General features: G+C 60.5%; 13 protein-coding genes. 4 read left to right on the top strand and 9 right to left on the bottom strand.

Annotated features, from left to right (window positions below; genetic code table 11):
- Window position 1: 1 nt before the first annotated feature.
- The gene (locus ACQ5BM_RS29620) at window positions 2-1,546 is read right to left on the bottom strand and encodes a PLP-dependent aminotransferase family protein (protein ID WP_429818987.1); all 1,545 of its coding nucleotides are present in this window, start codon (window positions 1,544-1,546) and stop codon (window positions 2-4) included.
- Window positions 1,547-1,779: 233 nt separating this feature from the next.
- On the opposite strand from ACQ5BM_RS29620, the gene ACQ5BM_RS29625 reads away from it, so the two are divergent.
- Window positions 1,780-2,571, top strand: a complete 792-nt coding sequence (locus tag ACQ5BM_RS29625; protein WP_429818988.1) for an AraC family transcriptional regulator — start codon at window positions 1,780-1,782, stop codon at window positions 2,569-2,571.
- A 1,273-nt stretch (window positions 2,572-3,844) separates the two neighbouring features.
- On the opposite strand, the gene ACQ5BM_RS29630 is transcribed toward ACQ5BM_RS29625, so the two are convergent.
- The gene (locus ACQ5BM_RS29630; RefSeq protein ID WP_429819034.1) at window positions 3,845-6,724 is read right to left on the bottom strand and encodes a helix-turn-helix transcriptional regulator; all 2,880 of its coding nucleotides are present in this window, start codon (window positions 6,722-6,724) and stop codon (window positions 3,845-3,847) included.
- A gap of 335 nt (window positions 6,725-7,059) precedes the next feature.
- Here ACQ5BM_RS29630 and ACQ5BM_RS29635 point away from each other — a divergent pair, with 335 nt between their 5' ends.
- From ACQ5BM_RS29635 to ACQ5BM_RS29645, 3 genes are read left to right on the top strand one after another with little or no spacing between them, the layout of a single operon-like run.
- Window positions 7,060-7,641 (top strand): glutathione S-transferase N-terminal domain-containing protein, encoded by a 582-nt coding sequence (locus ACQ5BM_RS29635; RefSeq protein ID WP_429818990.1) that lies wholly within the window; start codon window positions 7,060-7,062, stop codon window positions 7,639-7,641.
- Window positions 7,638-8,489: an alpha/beta fold hydrolase gene (locus ACQ5BM_RS29640; RefSeq protein WP_429818992.1), complete on the top strand. Its 852-nt coding sequence runs from the start codon at window positions 7,638-7,640 to the stop codon at window positions 8,487-8,489. The genes ACQ5BM_RS29635 and ACQ5BM_RS29640 overlap by 4 nt, the downstream gene beginning before the upstream one ends.
- A gap of 23 nt (window positions 8,490-8,512) precedes the next feature.
- Window positions 8,513-9,283 (top strand): class I SAM-dependent methyltransferase, encoded by a 771-nt coding sequence (locus ACQ5BM_RS29645; RefSeq protein WP_429818994.1) that lies wholly within the window; start codon window positions 8,513-8,515, stop codon window positions 9,281-9,283.
- A 951-nt stretch (window positions 9,284-10,234) separates the two neighbouring features.
- Here ACQ5BM_RS29645 and ACQ5BM_RS29650 read toward each other — a convergent pair.
- From ACQ5BM_RS29650 to ACQ5BM_RS29680, 7 genes are all read right to left on the bottom strand, one after another.
- On the bottom strand, window positions 10,235-10,975 hold the full coding sequence (locus ACQ5BM_RS29650; protein ID WP_429818996.1) for an amino acid ABC transporter ATP-binding protein: 741 nt from the start codon (window positions 10,973-10,975) through the stop codon (window positions 10,235-10,237).
- 37 nt (window positions 10,976-11,012) lie between these two features.
- Window positions 11,013-11,858 carry a transporter substrate-binding domain-containing protein gene (locus ACQ5BM_RS29655; protein WP_429818998.1) on the bottom strand — a complete coding sequence of 282 codons (846 nt, stop codon included), beginning with the start codon at window positions 11,856-11,858 and terminating at the stop codon, window positions 11,013-11,015.
- Between the two features lie 67 nt (window positions 11,859-11,925).
- Window positions 11,926-12,573, bottom strand: coding sequence for an amino acid ABC transporter permease (locus ACQ5BM_RS29660; RefSeq protein WP_429819036.1), 648 nt, complete (start codon window positions 12,571-12,573; stop codon window positions 11,926-11,928).
- Window positions 12,574-12,586: 13 nt separating this feature from the next.
- Window positions 12,587-13,255, bottom strand: coding sequence for an amino acid ABC transporter permease (locus ACQ5BM_RS29665; RefSeq protein WP_429819000.1), 669 nt, complete (start codon window positions 13,253-13,255; stop codon window positions 12,587-12,589).
- Between the two features lie 54 nt (window positions 13,256-13,309).
- Window positions 13,310-13,780, bottom strand: coding sequence for a RidA family protein (locus tag ACQ5BM_RS29670; protein WP_429819002.1), 471 nt, complete (start codon window positions 13,778-13,780; stop codon window positions 13,310-13,312).
- 20 nt (window positions 13,781-13,800) lie between these two features.
- Window positions 13,801-15,117 carry an alanine racemase gene (locus ACQ5BM_RS29675; RefSeq protein ID WP_429819004.1) on the bottom strand — a complete coding sequence of 439 codons (1,317 nt, stop codon included), beginning with the start codon at window positions 15,115-15,117 and terminating at the stop codon, window positions 13,801-13,803.
- A gap of 11 nt (window positions 15,118-15,128) precedes the next feature.
- The gene (locus ACQ5BM_RS29680; RefSeq protein ID WP_429819006.1) at window positions 15,129-16,772 is read right to left on the bottom strand and encodes a hydantoinase B/oxoprolinase family protein; all 1,644 of its coding nucleotides are present in this window, start codon (window positions 16,770-16,772) and stop codon (window positions 15,129-15,131) included.
- Window positions 16,773-16,783 lie beyond the last annotated feature (11 nt).

Below are 16,783 nucleotides of genomic sequence, written 5' to 3' on the forward strand. Positions count from 1 at the left end.
GCTATACGAGGAGTGCCGGCCCATTACGGCATCTAGGCGTTGCCGCCCCGGCAAACGAACTCGTTCGCGCTTTCGCGTCAGACAGGGCGCCCGCAAGCCGGATGAAGCCGTCCTCGATTTGAGTCGGCGTCAAATGCACATAGCCCAACAGGATCTTTCGCTCGTGATCAGCGAGCATGTTTTCGTGCAGGACCGCTCCTGATGGCAGTCCGTGGAGGCCCACCCCGACGGTTCTTGCAAGGGCCTCGAGTTCCGCGGCGTTAGGCAACGAGTCCGGCGGGCTCCAAAGCATGTGGGTGCCAGCCTCGTCACCCGCCAGCGTCGGCTGTCCGAAATACTTCTCAATGGACGATCTCACTTTATCGCGGCGGTCACGATAGGTGTTACGGAGCCGCTTCAGGTGGGCCGTAAAGCTCCCATTCTTCATAAACTCCGCGAGCGTCGCTTGCTCGAGCCACGGAGAACCGTTGTCGATCAAGGCCTTCAGCGTTCTTGTCGCGTTCAGAAGGTGACGCGGCACAATCATGTACCCGAGACGCAAACCCGGGCCGATCGAACGCGAGAACGAATTGAGGTAGATGACGCAGCCAGTGCGATCGAGAGACTGCAACGATGGCAGCAAGGTTCCCTCGTAGCGGAAGTCGGAGTCGTAATCGACCTCCAGAATGTAAGCGCCGGTTTTTGCCGCCCATTGTAAAAGCGCCAGTCGGCGTTCGAGCGACATGGTGCCGCCCGTCGGAAACTGATGCGATGGCGTCACGTAAACGACCTTCACCCGATGCTCGAGCAGTCGTTCCACGATAATTCCATTCTCGTCGACGGGCACAGGGATGACCCTGCCGCCATGCGTCTCGAACAGGAAGGCGGCGCCGCGATAGCACGGCGCTTCCATCACCACTGGCGTGTTGGTGCCCACCAAGAGATGGGCGGCGAGGTTGATGCCTTGCTGGAATCCGCCCACGATGACCACATTCTCGGCCGTGACGGACATGCCACGCGAGGGTCCAAGATAGTTCGCGATGAGATCTCTCAATTCGAGGATTCCGGCGGGATCATTATACTCGCACATGCGTTTCGATGCACCGCCCAGGCACTCGAGAACAAGACGTCGCCAAGTCTTGGCTGGAAAGGAATGCGGTTCGGAGCGCCCGAAGCGGAAGTCTGTGCGGATCTGGAGATCGGGGGGCGCATAAAGGCCCGGCAAACCCCGGGCTCCGTACGGGAGCGGCAAGTTGATCGAGGACATCATGTCCGATTTTTCGATGTTCTTTCGTACCATCGTGGACATCGCATCCTCAGGCACCGTCCCGCAAACAAAGGTTCCCCTTTGCGGCACGGTGCGGATGTAACCATCGGAAATCAATTTTTCGTAAGCCTCGCAGACAGTGTTCCGTGATACCCGCAATTGGCTGCTCAAGTCACGGGAGCTTGGCAGTATACCGCCGGCCTTTAGATGCCCAGCACGGATATGATCTACGATTTGCTCGTAGATCTGCACCTGCAGACTGATTTTACTCTTGGAGTCTAGATGAATGACGATTTGCATCTCAGGACGTGTCCCCTGGCGTGGGATAGCTTCGGGTGGCCATCGCGATCACCGGCCGGGGCCGGCCCCATGCGATGTTTTGTCATGAAAAGCTCGAGTGTTCACGGGTCGATCTCGAGAGATTGCGCGGTACCGTCTATGAAAGTCTTGCGGCCGACTGCACGCAGGGTATATAGCACCACGACCTGCCCTGCCACCGATCATGGGCCACGAATCTACTAGAGTGGGCCACTATGCCGTTCGTGCATATCGATGCAGTTGACCACATCCCCCGGCCGATCATCGCCCTCGGCCGGGATGTTCCCGACGGTTTCGTGATCGAGCCACACCACCACCGTCGTGGACAGTTGATCTCGGGCGCTTGCGGGGTCATCGTGCTGAGGACCGTGGAGGGCACGTGGGTGATGCCGCCCCAACGCGGCATGTGGATCCCGCCCGAAATGGAGCATCACGTCCGTATGGTCGGTAACGTCTCCATGCAGAGCCTCTATCTCGAGCCCGACGCTGTCCCGGGGCTGCCGAGCCGCTGCCAAGTCGTTGCCATCTCGCCCTTCATGCGCAGCCTCATCACGGAGGCTTTAGCCCTTCCCCTCGAATACGAACTACAGGGACGTGCCGGGACGCTCATGCGCCTGATCGAGCACGAATTGCAGCAGCTTCCGGTTCTGCCTCTCTCGCTACGGTACCCGGCCCAGGGGGCCTTGTCGGCGCGCTGCCGCCAGTTCCTAGAGCAACCAGACATCCATCAGACGACCGACGAATGGGCTCACGCGCTTGGCATGAGCCGCCGAACCTTCACCCGCCTCTTCCGGCGCGAAACCGGCTTAAGCTTCATCGCGTGGCGCCAACAGGCCTGTCTGCTTTCCGCGCTGCCACGTCTGGCGGCCGGCGAAGCCGTGACCACGGTGGCAATGGATCTCGGCTACGAGAACCCCGCGGCCTTCACAATGATGTTCAAGCGGGCCTTCGGCAGCCCGCCACTGGTCTACCTCGGGCTCAGAAGCGCTCGCGCGCTCACAGGGTAGGCCTAAGGGAGCGATCGTATGCTAGGAGCCGGACCCCAGGACCCTACTAGCCATCCCTGAAACTCCTCCTCGTGGTGAGTCCACTGCCGCTCGGAGTGAGCCGAAGCGATCGCCTCATACAGCGCCAAAAGGCGGGATTGTGCTTCCTCGACCTGTCCTGGGCTGAGCTGAAGACCTAGCCGGTCTGCGCAGAGGATCATGAATTCCGCGACAGCATCGTCCGAGAGCATCGACCATATGTACTCGAGCGAGCGCAGGCTCTCACGACCGGGAACGTTGCCCCAAATGACTGCTTTACTCTCGCGTGCCAGTCTGACGAAGATCCCTGCTCTCTCCGCCCCTACGTGAGGAGCGGTGGACGTCCCCTTCAGTGGCTGCTCGGATCCCCCAAGAGTGCTGCAACCACCGCCCGACCTCGGCTGCTACAAAATCGATCGCTCCGGCGTTCCTTCCGCGCACCACCACGGTTGGTGTCAAGCAGCATGAGAGATTGGACCAGTTCACGATGAAGCTTGACACCCTCCGGCTCGTGCTACTCTGCAATTGCTGTCATCTCGAGTTCTGCAGCAGCAGTAAACAACGGTAAGGGCTCGTCACGCAGCGCCTTGATCGCCCAAGGCGCATCTGGCGCGGCGTCGGATCGCACATCATTCTTCGAAGTCAACTCGTGGGGTGGCGGATCACCTGCCAAATTTGTGTCAATCTCCTTCAGAGCACAGGTGGGCGTGTGACTGCCCTCCTCCCTCTATTCTCTACCACCATGCGGCGCTGGCGTGTGAACGGGTCAATCAGGATGAGACTCGGCGGCGGGGGTGTGACGAAGGGAGGGCGTAGCCCGACCGAAGTTACACCCCCGCCGCGGCGCAATTTATAGGCGTCTCATGATCGCGGTCGGCCCGCTATGGTGGCGGTTTTCTGGAATGTGCCGGGTCGCCATGTAACCGATCATCAGATGAGATTATTCATGAAGTATCGACAAACGCATTCTGTTGAGGTCGCCTCCGCGAAGGCGTCGATCAGCCGGGCGACGGCGTTCCGCATGGAGAAAGAACGCGGCTTGACGGCGATGGAGGATTTCGGAGGACTTCGCTTTAATCGGGACTCACGCGGTAGACCGGCAACTAGTGGCGAGATAGCTGGGAGGTCTATAGCTAGCCGAAGCGGCGGTCTCCCTCGGGAGACCGCCGACGAGGACGCAATTTTCTTGATCACTGCGCCATCAGCCGACCTTCCTTGTTCAGTCGCATGCACAAGTGCCGCCAAACCAACAACTCTATCCCAGATCGATAATCCGGAGCCGGTGTGCGACAGCGGCCGCAGCGCCACGGCTGGGGACGGAAAGCTTGGCCAGAATGTTGGACACATGAACGCTCGCCGTTTTCGCCGAAATGAACAGAGTCTTGGCTATCTCCCTATTGCTCTGTCCGGCTGCGACTAGCCGGAGCACCTCAAATTCCCGATCCGTCAGGCCGAGGGGCGCCTTTGAGGCGCCCTCATCCTCGTCCTTTCGTAAATCAATACGAGCCTTTGCGGCGACGGCTTCGATCTGGTCGCGCAAAAGCCGAGCGCTGATCGAATGGGCAAGCTCCGCGCCGCGTCTGAAATGGCACGCTCCCGTCGAGCGCCTGTTGGTGCTCACTGCGGCAGCGCCTGCTTGCATGAGGGCATATGCCTGCCGGAAGGGCCGGCCTAAATCTGCCCAACCTTGGGCTGCGGCTTCCCATTTATCGAGATCAGGAGCCGTAGCGCGGGAGATTTCAGCCGTTATTTCCAGCCTCTCCGCCCGCTCCACCATATTGCGGCATCGAGCCTGAGTGGCCAGCTCAGCGAGTTCGAGAGCGATGTCTTTCTGATTCGTATCGACGGCAAGGCGTATAGTGGAGACCAGGAGCGGCCATGACGCGCCGCTTCGCGTTTTCAGATATTCCAGGGCGGACCTGACCAAAATTGCAGAGTGATCCCCGTCGCTCGCGAGAGCACGGCTTTCGATCTCAAATCTCAGAAGATTGGCCGCCATACGGTTGGCGACCTGGGGTCCGGGCGGGAGATCGCGCAACGATCTTACCGCCGATGCAATTTGATCCGCATCCGCCAATACCAAGGCGATCTCCGCCTGGCATTCATATACATGAACAAGCCCGAGCGGCAGCGGATCCAAAGCTGCCATCCGCTCGCACGTCTCAACAGATTCGGAAATGCGGCCGAGCGCCAGGAAGGCGCGACAAAGGGGCGAACCGACCGTTGCTCCTGTGTACCGAGCTTGGCCGAGCTCGGCCATGCGCTCGAAGATCGCAGGTCCGATCTCAAGGATATCAGCGTATTTTCCAGTCTCGAGCAGGGCCTGAAGCAGAGCTGCGCCGGCCAACACCTCGACGCGGCCAATGGAGACCTGCTCAGCACGTCGAGCCACGCTCCAAAACGCCTCGATGTCAGAACTGTCGGACGCGAAGTTCACCAAGCTCTCTACGATCAGGGCTTCGATGCGGTACTCCTCGTCATTCAGCCTCTCCGCCAGATCCCTCAATTCCTCGCCTAGTCGCCTGGCGCGATCGAACTCTCCTCGCAATATCAGCGCGCGGGAAAACTGCCCGAGTGCGTCAGCGCGCCCCCTTGTCGGGCGCACGGCATGAATAAGCGCCTGCTCAAGGTCTGCGATCTCGCCTGGGATAAGCGCGTGCTGACGCATCACCGCACGCTGCAGAAGAAGCGCTGCCAGCTGCTCCCCGTCGCGGTCGGGATCCAATTCGACGAGTGCGCGTTCGACAAAGGCGAGCCCCTGTTCCGCCTCCGCTGCCCAGCAGGCGGCGTCAGCAGCGAGCTCCAGCACCTTGCCATGGTTGACGCCAATCAATTCAGTCGCATGTTCGACTTCGGGCCACGCCGCCAACACCAGCTTCAGCATTTCCATCTGGTCCATATAGGCGAAAGCAGCAGCGGCTTCCCCCGCAGCATGCCAGGCCCATTTGAGGCATCGTTCCGCCTGGCCGGCGCCATGCCAGTGCCGCGCCAGCGCTACGGAATGCCAAATGCGGTAGCTCGGAACCGGTCCACCTTCGAGCACATCCGCATAAATGCGATGGACTGCCATCTTTTCGCCGGCAATCAGGTCGTCCCGCACAGCACTGTGGATGAGCGCGTGGCGGAACGCATATCCTTCACGATCAGACACCAGGATCCCAGCCATTATCGCGGGGCGCAGCAATTCCGCGAGCTCGAGGTCTGGTTTGTCCGCCACATTGCGAAGAAGCGAATGGGTGATATGCGTGCCACCGAGCGCCATCACTTTCAGCAATGCGCGCGTCGTTGCTGGCACGTCTCTCACGGCTTTCAGCAGATAGTCATTGAGCGAGCCGGGAACATCCGTCCGCAGACTTCCGCACGCATCCACGAGGGCCTCGGTGAACAGCGGGATGCCGCAGCCCCTTGCATAGACGCTGTTGACCATAGCAGGCGTTGGCCGCCGCCCGAGCAGGCCCTCGAGTTGCATGGCGATCTCCGTGCGAGTGAGGCGAGGAAGTTTGATCGCTTCGCACCCCTCGGAAAGAGAAAGGTCCGCGATGGTTGTCCGCATGGCGTTGCTGCCGCTTGCCTCCTCGGGTCGATAGGTGAGGATGAGCATGAGCCGAATTCCCTTCAGCCGCCTCGTGAGGAAGCGAAGTAGATCGAAGGTTCCTTGATCGGCCCAATGAATGTCCTCGATGACCAAGACAAGCGGCATGTCGCGTGCCAGTTCCTCGAATAGCTTGCGCAGCGTCTCGAACAGCCGGGATCTTGCGATGCCCGCATCGAAGCGCTCCGAGATCTCGCCGAATTCGGGAAGAAGCCATGCCAGTTCTCGCGCACCCTCACGGCCGACAAGCGTTGTGATCAAGGACTGGCCCCGTAGACGAACCAATTCATGCAATAGAGCCGTGACGGGCGCATAAGGCAGGGCCGCTTCCTGCTGTTCGATGCATCCACCTTTTAAAACAAGGGCACGATCAGAGATCCGGTGGGCGAACTCTTCCGCCAGGCGGCTTTTTCCGCCACCTGCTTCGGCCCCGAGAAGAACGCACAGTTGCCGACCGCCAGAAACATTTCGGAAGGCGGTTTCCATGGAAATGAGTTCTGCGGTTCGGCCCGAGAGCGGCACCCTTTTACGGAAAGTCGACACAAATGCTCCGATACCGTGAATCCAAGATTTAGCGAAGAAGAAGTCGTCGTCGTTCGAATGCGCACGATCAGCAGCCCGGCTGACGGTTACTATGCGCATGGGCCGGCCTGCAGAGGCAGGCCATAGGTGAAGCTGATCATCTCCGACCAAATGCGCTCAGTCGACCTCACCATGCATTTCGCGTCGGTCCTACTCAATATGCCTGATGCGCCACCCCCTGCCTTAGCCACAGTATGCGGACACGAAGAGGACGTCTACGGGCGATCGACCAGCCGCACGGCCCGACCTACCTCTTCTCAGACATGCACATATGAAACGAAGGAAGGATTGGTCGGATGAAACTCTACTCTGCGCCCGGGTTCACAAGCCTGGCGGACCACATTGCGATGCAGGAGGCTGGAATTCAGTTCGACCTGGTCAAGGTCGACCTCGAGACCAAGCAGGTTGAAGGGGGCGGTCGCTACACGGACATCAATCCAACGAGCTATGTGCCCGCCCTTATGTTCGACGATGGTGAGGTGCTGACAGAAAATGTTGCCATCCTGGCCTGGGTCGCCGATCGCGCACCAAGGCTTGCCCCGCAAGGTCACCTTGGCCGCTATCGACTGCTCGAGATGCTGAGCTTTATCGCGACCGAGATTCACAAGCGCTTCCCCACCTACCTCTCCCTTCCGGAGGAAGCCAGAGAGCCGACCGGCCTGCAAATCGTACATTGGTTCGGCTTTGTCGCAGATCGACTGGAGCGGGGCTATCTGTTCGGCGAGACCTTCACGGTCGCGGATGCCTATCTGTTTCAACTTGCCTGGGGCGCGACTCACCTCGGTTTTTCCCTGCCGGAGCCTTTTCAAGACTACATCGCACGAATCAGGCAGCGGCCTTCGGTGCAAGCCGCGCTGCACCGGGAGGGCCTCGCATGAGTGAAGTGATTGTCCGCACTGACGGGGTCGAGCTCGCGACGCAGAGCTTCGGCGAGCAAAACCAGGCGCCGCTCATTCTCATCATGGGCGGAATGGCGTCGATGCTGTGGTGGCGTGAGGAGTTCTGCGAGCGCTTGGCCGCGCGAGGGCGCTTCGTCATCCGCTATGACCAGCGCGACTCCGGCCTTTCGACAAAATATCCGCCCGGTCGGCCCGGCTACACCTTCGACGATGCTGTCGACGACGTCTTCCGCGTGCTCGACGGCTACGGGATTTCGAGCGCTCATGTCGTCGGCTTTTCCCTCGGCGGCATGGTCGGCCAAGTGGTAGCATTGAAGAATCCGGAGCGCGTGCTGTCGCTGACGGCGATCAGCACCTCGCCGGTCGGCGTCGACACGTCCGGCCTTCCAGCAAGCGGCGAGGCCTGGATGGAGCATATGTCCGTGGAGGCGGATTGGTCGGACCGAGTGGAAGCCGTCGCGTACCTGGTCGAGGATGCGCGCCTGACGGCGGGGACGGCACACCCGTTCGACGCGGCCGGCACCCGCGCTTTTATTGAACGGGATTTCGACCGCTCCGGAGGCTATCTGAGCACGACCAACCACAGCGTTCTTTTTGACGTCGGCGCGACATGGCGAGGGCGGCTGACTGAGATGAACGTGCCGCTTCTCGTCATTCACGGCACGGCCGATCCGGTTTTCCCGATGGCGCACGGCGAGGCTCTTGCACGAGTCGTAGCTGATGCCAGGTTTGTGCAAGTCGAAGGTGGCGGCCATGAAATACACCCCGGTGATTGGGACAAAATCGTTTCCGCTATCGACGAGCATGTCGGAATGTCCGCCAAATGACAGTGACAAGCCGATGGAGAGCAATGACCTTGGATCGCGCTGACTTCTATGACGCCGAATTACGACGGCACAATCAGCATCTGCGCGCGGCCGCCGGCGTTGGCACACGAGATCGGGTGCTCGATATTGGCTGCGGGGCAGGACAAACGACGCGTGAGGCCGCCCGTATCGCGGTGAATGGCCACGCGCTCGGCGTGGATACGTCGCGGAAGATGCTTGAGATTGCGCGACGACGTGCCAGCGAAGCGGCATTGCGGAATGTTGCATTTGAGCATGGCGATGCCCAGCGTCACCCATTTCCGGCCGCGAGCTTCGATGTCTGCATCAGTCGGTTTGGTACCATGTTCTTTGCCGATCCGGCGGCCGCGTGTGCCAATATAGCCCGCGCGATGGGTCCAGGCGCGCGCCTTGCATGGATGGTGTGGCAGAGCCAGGAGCGCAATGAGTGGGCCCAGTCCATCAGACGGGCTATGGCACCCCTAATCGCAGTTTCCCCCGATGCTCCCGCAGCGTTTTCAATGAGCAATCCCGCCATTGTAACGGGAGTGCTTAGGGGCGCTGGCTTTGCTTCGATCGATTTTGCCGAGGTGCGAGAATCCGTTTTCTATGGCGTGGATGTCGATGCAGCCTCTGAAGTACTCATCGATCTCTATCTCGCAGACGATCTGGCACAAGCCGTTAAGCAGCGTCACCGGGCATTGAAACAATTGCGCAATTTACTTGAGACGCATGTTACTCCTGAGGGAATACTCTTCGACTCGCGCGCCTGGATAATAACTGCTTGCAGGCTCTGAACGAATGGAGGGCCGGACGCGAGAAAATCTTGCTTTTGATTGCAGTTGAAAGGATCCGAACCAAGGACACATTCGCGCAAGTCCATGAAGCGGTCTTCGGGCCTGACGAACGCACCCCGTTATGATAGAGACAGGGCTTCACACCAAAGCGTCCGGTCAAATCTAGCAGGCCCTCACCAGCCACGCCCCAAGTTACGGCCGCGATTAGTTCAGCCTAAACAGCCTTGCAAGCGGGACCCCGACGACCGCCTCTAGGCGCCGGCGTAGCTAACCAATTTCCGGCTCCGTAAGATACCTCGACATATCGAAATTCAAGGACGCGACAAGATCCGCGACGGCCGTCGGTAGGTTCGGCGGGTCAAGTGGAAAGAACTCAAACTCTGTCTGTGCGCCCCTGAACACGCGCGGGACCTCAGGCCAAGTGGTTAGATCGGTTCTCAAAGGGAAATACCCGCCTCCCGCACGATGGTGGCAGCGTCACGCCGAAACGTGGCGGCGTCACGTCCACCAGCTGGCCAAGATGGGTTCTCCCAGTCGCTGTGATGTTCGGCAAATATGATTGGCACACCGCCGTCAGTGTCGAAGCGCCAGAGCGCCAGCCATGGACCCGCTCACCTCCGTGAAGGAGCGCGTGGTGTTTTGCCGAGATATGGCATTGCGCTTATTCTACGTTTTGGTAGGGCGGGAAGACAGGGGTACCCTTGTGGCCATTATTCTGCAGCAGATCCACGACGTCTTGATTTGTTGCGCCAGGAAGGGGTCGGAACAAGAACTACTCGAAATCCGGCTCGCCTAGCGAGGGGTCGACAACATGCTCGCCCTCGCCCGCATCGCCTTGGCTGCGGTGGAAATCGCCATCGTGGGTGAGGATTTGATGGTGGATACCCTGCGGCTTTGGAATGCAACCATGGTCATTCTTTTCTCTCACTTGCCGCGAGGGCGGCGGGTTCTTCAGTGGTTCAGGATCTGCCCGAGGAATGCCTTGGCGCGCGGCGATTGCGGGTTCGAGAAGAACTCGTTCGGCGGAGCGCTTTCGATTATCTGGCCGCCATCCATGAAGATGACGCGGTGGGCGACGGCGCGGGCGAACCCCATTTCATGGGTCACGCAGATCATCGTGATACCGTCCTCGGCAAGCGAAATCATCGTGTCCAGCACTTCTTTGACCATTTCCGGATCGAGCGCCGAAGTCGGCTCGTCGAACAGCATGATCTGCGGTCCCATGCACAGCGCACGCGCAATCGCGACGCGCTGCTGCTGCCCGCCGGAAAGCTGGGCTGGATATTTGTTAGCCTGTTCGGCGATGCGCACCCGTTCCAGGTAGCGCATCGCCGTCTCGCGCGCGTCCTTGTCGGAGACATGCTTGACGCGCTTGGGGGCCAGCATACAATTTTCCAACACCGTCTTGTGCGGGAAGAGGTTGAAGTGCTGGAAGACCATCCCGACGTCCCGGCGAATATGGTCGGCATTGGTGCCCTTCTTGCCGAGATCGACCCCGTTGACGGAGATGCTGCCGCCTTGCGTTTGCTCCAGGTAGTTGATGCAGCGGATCAGCGTCGACTTTCCGGAGCCTGAGGGGCCGCAGAGCACAATGTGTTCGCCCTTGTCCACCGAAAGGCTGACCTTTTTGAGGACGTGAAGGGATCCATACCACTTGTCGACGTCCACCATTTCAATCGTCTTGTTTGCCATTGGCGTCTTCCTTTCGCAGTATGGATCCGTTCGGTGCTTATTTCGCAGTGAAGGTGATGCCGTCCATTTCAGTCGGCATGTCCGGGAATGCGGTTTTGAAGTGCTTCTGGTAGAATTCGTTCAAAACATCGTCTTTCTTGTGCTTCGTCCAGAATTCACCCGCCCATTCGCCGAGTTCCTTCGACTGCGGGCTGACCGCGATGCCTTCGTACTCTGTCTTCAGCACGAGCGCTTCGGCGAACTTGCCGGGAGCCGCCTTGTCGACGCCGAGGAATTGGTGGCTGTAGCTGCCGAGATATTCGACCTGACCGGAAAGCAGCGCCTGCACTGCGGAGGAGGCATCGTCGAAGCGCTGGATATTCGTGCCAGAGGGTGCGGCTTCGGTGATGGCCTTGTCCATCGAGCTGCCCTTTTCGACGGCGACTGAATGACCTGCGAGATCTTCTATTTTGGACACACCGCCGTCCTTCGGGCCATAGATGGCGGCCTTGATCGCCGCATAGGGCGTGACGTACTGGACGACCTTCGCACGGTCCGGGAAGATGCCCATCACGCAAATCAGCATGTCGACCTTGCCGGTCAGGAGCTGGGGGATGCGATTGGCGCTGGTGATTGGCACATAGGCGACGTTGACGCCGAGTTCCTTGGCCATCAGCTGACTGATGTCGATGTCGTAGCCTTCATTCTTGCCGTCGGCATTGATGTAGCTGAAGGGCGGCTGGTCGGTGACGATGCCGAAGGTGATTGTCCCCTTCTGCTTGATTTCCTCCAGAGTCGCGGCCTCCGCCGTGTGGAAGGACGTGCCTGCGGCGCCCGCCGCAAGAGCGATGGTGGCGAGAGCGAGGAAGCTGCGGCGCCCGAAGCCATTGTTCAAAGATAGCATTGTGTTCACCTCTATATTGTTGATCGGCAGGGAAATTCCGGTCGGCGTGCCGAGTTCGCCGATTTTCTTACCGCCCGAAGGACATCTTCCTTTCCAGGCGGCCACTGAGGAGGGAGAGAGGCCAGCAGATCGCGAAATAGACGGCGCCGACGATCCCGAACACGACAAGGGGTTGGAACGTGTTGTTGGAGATGATCTGCCCGGCGCGCGTCAGTTCCGTAAACCCGATGATGGCGACGAGCGATGTGCCCTTCACGAGGCCCACCAGGAAGCCGATCGTAGCTGGGAGCGAAATTTTGAAGGCCTGCGGCAGGACCACGTCGATCATCCGGTGGCGATAGCCCAGCCCGAGCGCGCGTGCCGCTTCCGTCTGACCTCCCGGGACGGCCTCGATGCCACCGCGCCAGATTTCTCCGAGGAAGGCGCTGGTGTGCGCTGTCAGACCTATGGCCGCCGCGATCCAAGCGCTGACGTCGAGTCCCACCAGGGCGACGCCGTAATAGAAGACGAAGAGCTGCATGAGCAGCGGCGTTCCCTGGAACACCTCGATATAGAGATAGGCGAACCAGCGCGGGATGGCATAGGCGCTCGTGCGCATCAGGGCGACGAGGACGCCGACGATGCCGCCGCCGACGAAGGCGATGAGCGACAGCATGACCGTCCACTTCAGGCCCTCGAAGAGCATCCATAGGTCGTTGACCGAAAGTTCTCTGATCATAGTCCCGGCCTCAGTTGATCGGATAGGAGAAGTAGATGCGGCCGAACAGCCGGAGCAGCGTTGAAAGGCAGATGGAAAGCGCGAGATAGATTCCGGTCACGACGAAGTAGACTTCGAAGCTGCGGAAGGAGAGTGACTCGATCATCTGGGCGGAATAGGTGAGTTCCGGCGCGGAGATCGATGCGACGACGCTCGATGTTAGAAGGAGAAGCACGAATTGTGAGCAGAGGCCTGGATAAACAGAGCGGACCGACGGCTTCAGGACGATGTCGAAGAAAATCTGCCGGCGATTGAGGGCAAGCGCCTTGCCCGCCTCGATCTGCCCTTTGGGAAGGCCGTCGACGCCGCCGCGCAGGACTTCAGCGATATAGGCCGCGGTGTTAATCGTCAGCGCGGTGATCGCCGCCGCCGAGACCGAGAATTTCAGCCCGATCGCGGGCAGTCCGAAGAAGATGAAGAAGAGCTGCACCAGAAAAGGGGTGTTTCGAATGATCTCGATGAACACCTGCGCGGAAAGACGGACCGGCCAGACATCGCTGCGCCGCATGACCATCACCATGATCCCGAGGATCAGCGCAAGGATGCTGGAAATGCCCGTATAATAGAGGGCAACCAGGGTGCCGTCCAAAAGGATGCGCCAGGCATCCCATACCGCCGAGAAATCGAATTCGTATCCCATATCCGTGCTCGCCGTTCCCTCTGTTTTGTGAGACCTGCCGGAAATACTGTCGTCTCAGCGGTCAATCTCGAAATCCGCATCGACCTCGACCGCGACACCATGCGGGAGCGAGCCGACCCCGATGGCCGTACGGGTGTGACGCCCCCGCTCTCCAAAGATTTCAACGATGAGATCCGAAGCACCGTTGATGACGGCGGCGTGCGCACCGAAATCCGGCACGGCATTAACGAAGCCGCGCACGCGCGAGCAGCCGGCAACGCGGTCGAGATCGCCATCCAGCGCGGTGTGAAGCTGGGCGACGATGTTCAGCGCGCAGACCCGCGCGGCCTCCTTTGCCTCCTCAGGCGAGATCGTGTCGCCCACCTTGCCGATGAAGCCCATCTTGCCATCTACACGCGGAACCTGACCGGAAACCAGAAGGCTGGATCCGACCCGTTTCGTCGGAATGTAGGTCGCCGTCGGGACAGAGACGCCCGGAAGCTTGATGCCCAATTCTTTCAGTCGGTCGGCTACGGAAGCACTCATCTTTTCAATCCTGTTATTGTTCAGCCGAAGAAGGTTCGAAGGACGGCGCTGACGGCGCCCTTGTCGTCGAGACCGAAGATCACGTCATGCTTGTCGATCGTCGTGCAGGGATGGTTGATCCCGAACTCGATCACGTCGCCGAGTTCGACCGCGCAACCCGGCACATGAACGAAGGCGTGCTGGTCGTTCAACTTGGAGACCATCGCGCCCTCGCTGAGCACGGCAAGACGCTTGCCGTTGCGCCACAGGACGAGCGGTGTCGGAACACCCTGGTCATGGGCGACGTCCCTGAGACCTACACCGCAGATGACGTCGTTGGATCCGTTTACCGACAGTACCTCCGCCCACAGCCGAAGCGTCGGCTCAAACGCGCCGGCAATCCGACTGCTAATCTCGGCCCCGAGCAGACCGCGACGAGCGATGGCGCGAAGGCGGGTGCGGATTGGCCCGTTGTCGCTGAAGAAACAGGCGCCGCTGCGCAGCAGAAGGCTTGCATTTCCGTCCTCATCGAGGATGCTCCGGCAGCGAGTGATCACATGGTCGAACAGGCTCGATCCGCCCATCGACAGGATTAGCGGCATGCCTTCGCCGGTAAGCCGCCGCACCGCCATGAGCCCGTAGGAGACACGGGAAAAGAGATCGTCGAGATTCGCCAGAAGCTCCGCCTCGCCAGGACGGTTCGCAGTGCCTTCATAGGCAGCGACGCCCGCCAAGGTGATCCGAGGTTCGTTCAGGTCGCCGATGACGGCAAGCAGCCGGTCCAGTTCGTTGTTGGAGTTTACGCCACCGCGACCGCAACCGACTTCGACCAGCAGCTTCAGCGGCGGCAGACAGGTATCGTCGCCCCAAGTCTCTGCGAGCCCCGCGACGAGTTCGGCGGAGTCGACAAAGAGATGAATATCCGGCTGGGAAAAGGCACTCAGCAGGCGCGCCAGCCGCACGGCCGCGCGGCGGCCGCCGATCTCGTTTGCGATGAGAAGCTTTCGAAAGCCGTGGTGCAGCATCACTTCCGCCTGCCGCAGGTCTGCGACCGAGATGCCCCAGGCCCCGCTCTCTACAAGATCGCGCGCCAGAACGGGGGACATTGGCGTTTTCGCATGCGGAGCGATCTCGCAACCGAACACCCGGCAAACCTCCAACATCACCGCCTTGTTCTCGGCGTAGGTTTGTAGATCGAGCGATAGGAGCGGCAGGCTCATCTCACCGTCCGCCGGATGCCACCCCTGCCCTTTCACTGAGGCGGAATCCGTAACGACCGTGCCGATCGGGACGCCGCGAAGGCCCGGGGTCAGCTGAAACCGCCCCATCTCCGCGGCCAAGGTTTCGATTGCATTCATCGCCCTGTCCTTCAATCCGCGACGATGTACTGATCGAGGCGGTCTCGCTCGCGCGTCTCGGCGGGCCGCTCTGCGGGATTGCCGTAGCCGCCACCACCGGGCAACTCGATCACCAGCCGCTTGCCTTCCGGCACAAACTGGCGTCCCTTGGTCTTCAGCCGCGTGCCGTCATCGAGATGGACACGGCCAGCCGCGCCGTCATGGCCGCCTTCCCGGCCGCGCGCCGCGTTTTCGACGCGGTCGAACATCGCATTGAAGTAGAATTCATGGCCCTCTGTCGGCGCGATCTCGACCACCTGGCCGAGCCCTCCCCTCTGGCGACCCTCGCCGCCCGAACCGTTGCGCAGCTCCTTGCGCCAAACGATGATCGGTCCGACATGTTCGGTGGCTTCCACCGACATGCTATGCACGCCGCTCGGGAAGGCCGTGGCGTTGAGGCCGTCGAGCGTCGGCCGTGCGCCGCTGCCGCCGGAATTGAACATCAGGATTTCCGTGCGGTGCAGGTCGAGACCGTTGGCGACCTTGCCGCCGGAGGGACGGGCGCTGAGATGGATGTTCCAGAGCGCGCCGGCTCCTTCCGCCGGAACCGTATCCGGCAGCATCCTGTGCACCGCGCCGAGCACCGTGTCCGGCACGAAGTGGCCGAGGACGTGGCGGACGGCGACCGGCGCGGGACGCTGGGCGTTGAGGATGCAATTGTCCGGTGCGACGATCTTGAACGGCCTCAGCGAGGCCGCATTGTTGGGGATTTCAGGGGCCAGCGAGCATTTCAGGCCGTAGGCGGCATAGGCGGTCGTGTAGATCAACGGCACATTGATGCCGAGCGGGCTCGGGCCGGACGTGCCGTCGAAATCGGCGACGATCTCGTCCTTGCGCACGTCGAGCCTGACCACCATGTCGATCGGCGAGCCATAGCCGTCGACACGCATTGAATTGCGGTAGATGCCCTGCGGCAACTCGGCGATCCGGTCGATCGTCGCCTGGTAGGAATGCTCGAAGATGAATTTCGCGAGATCCTCGATATCGTCGATCTCGAATTCGGCGAGCATCTCGATGAGACGCTTGTGACCAATCTCGTTGCAGGCTGCGAGCGAATAGAGGTCGCCGATAACCTGGTCGGCCTCTCGCACGTTGTTGCGCACGATGTTGATGAGATCGCGGCTCACCGCGCCCCGCTCGGCGAACTTCATGATCGGAATGAAGATGCCTTCTTCATAGACTTCATTGGCATCCGGCCCGAACCCGCGGCCGCCGACATCGACCACATGGGCGGTGCAGGCGAAGAAGCCGATCAGGCGACCTTTGTGAAAGGAGGGGCTCACCACCGTGAAATCGTGCAGGTGGCCGGTACCCTTCCAGGGATCGTTGGTGATGTAAACGTCGCCCTCGAAGAGGTTGTCGCGTCCGATGGTATTGATGAAATGGCCAACGGCCTCGCCCATGGCGTTGACGTGGCCGGGTGTGCCGGTCACCGCCTGGGCGACCATTTCGCCGGCAATGTTGAACACGCCTGCCGAAAGGTCGCCCGCCTCGCGGACGGAGGTGCTGAAGGCCGTACGCACCAGCGTCAGAGCCTGTTCCTCGACCACGGAAATGAGTCGGTTCCACATGATCTGGAGACGCATCTCGGCGATGACATCGCGCTGCTTCGTCATGGTCGTGTCCT

The sequence above is a fragment of the Ensifer sp. B1-9 genome, from assembly GCF_050474445.1.
GTDB lineage: Bacteria > Pseudomonadota > Alphaproteobacteria > Rhizobiales > Rhizobiaceae > Ensifer.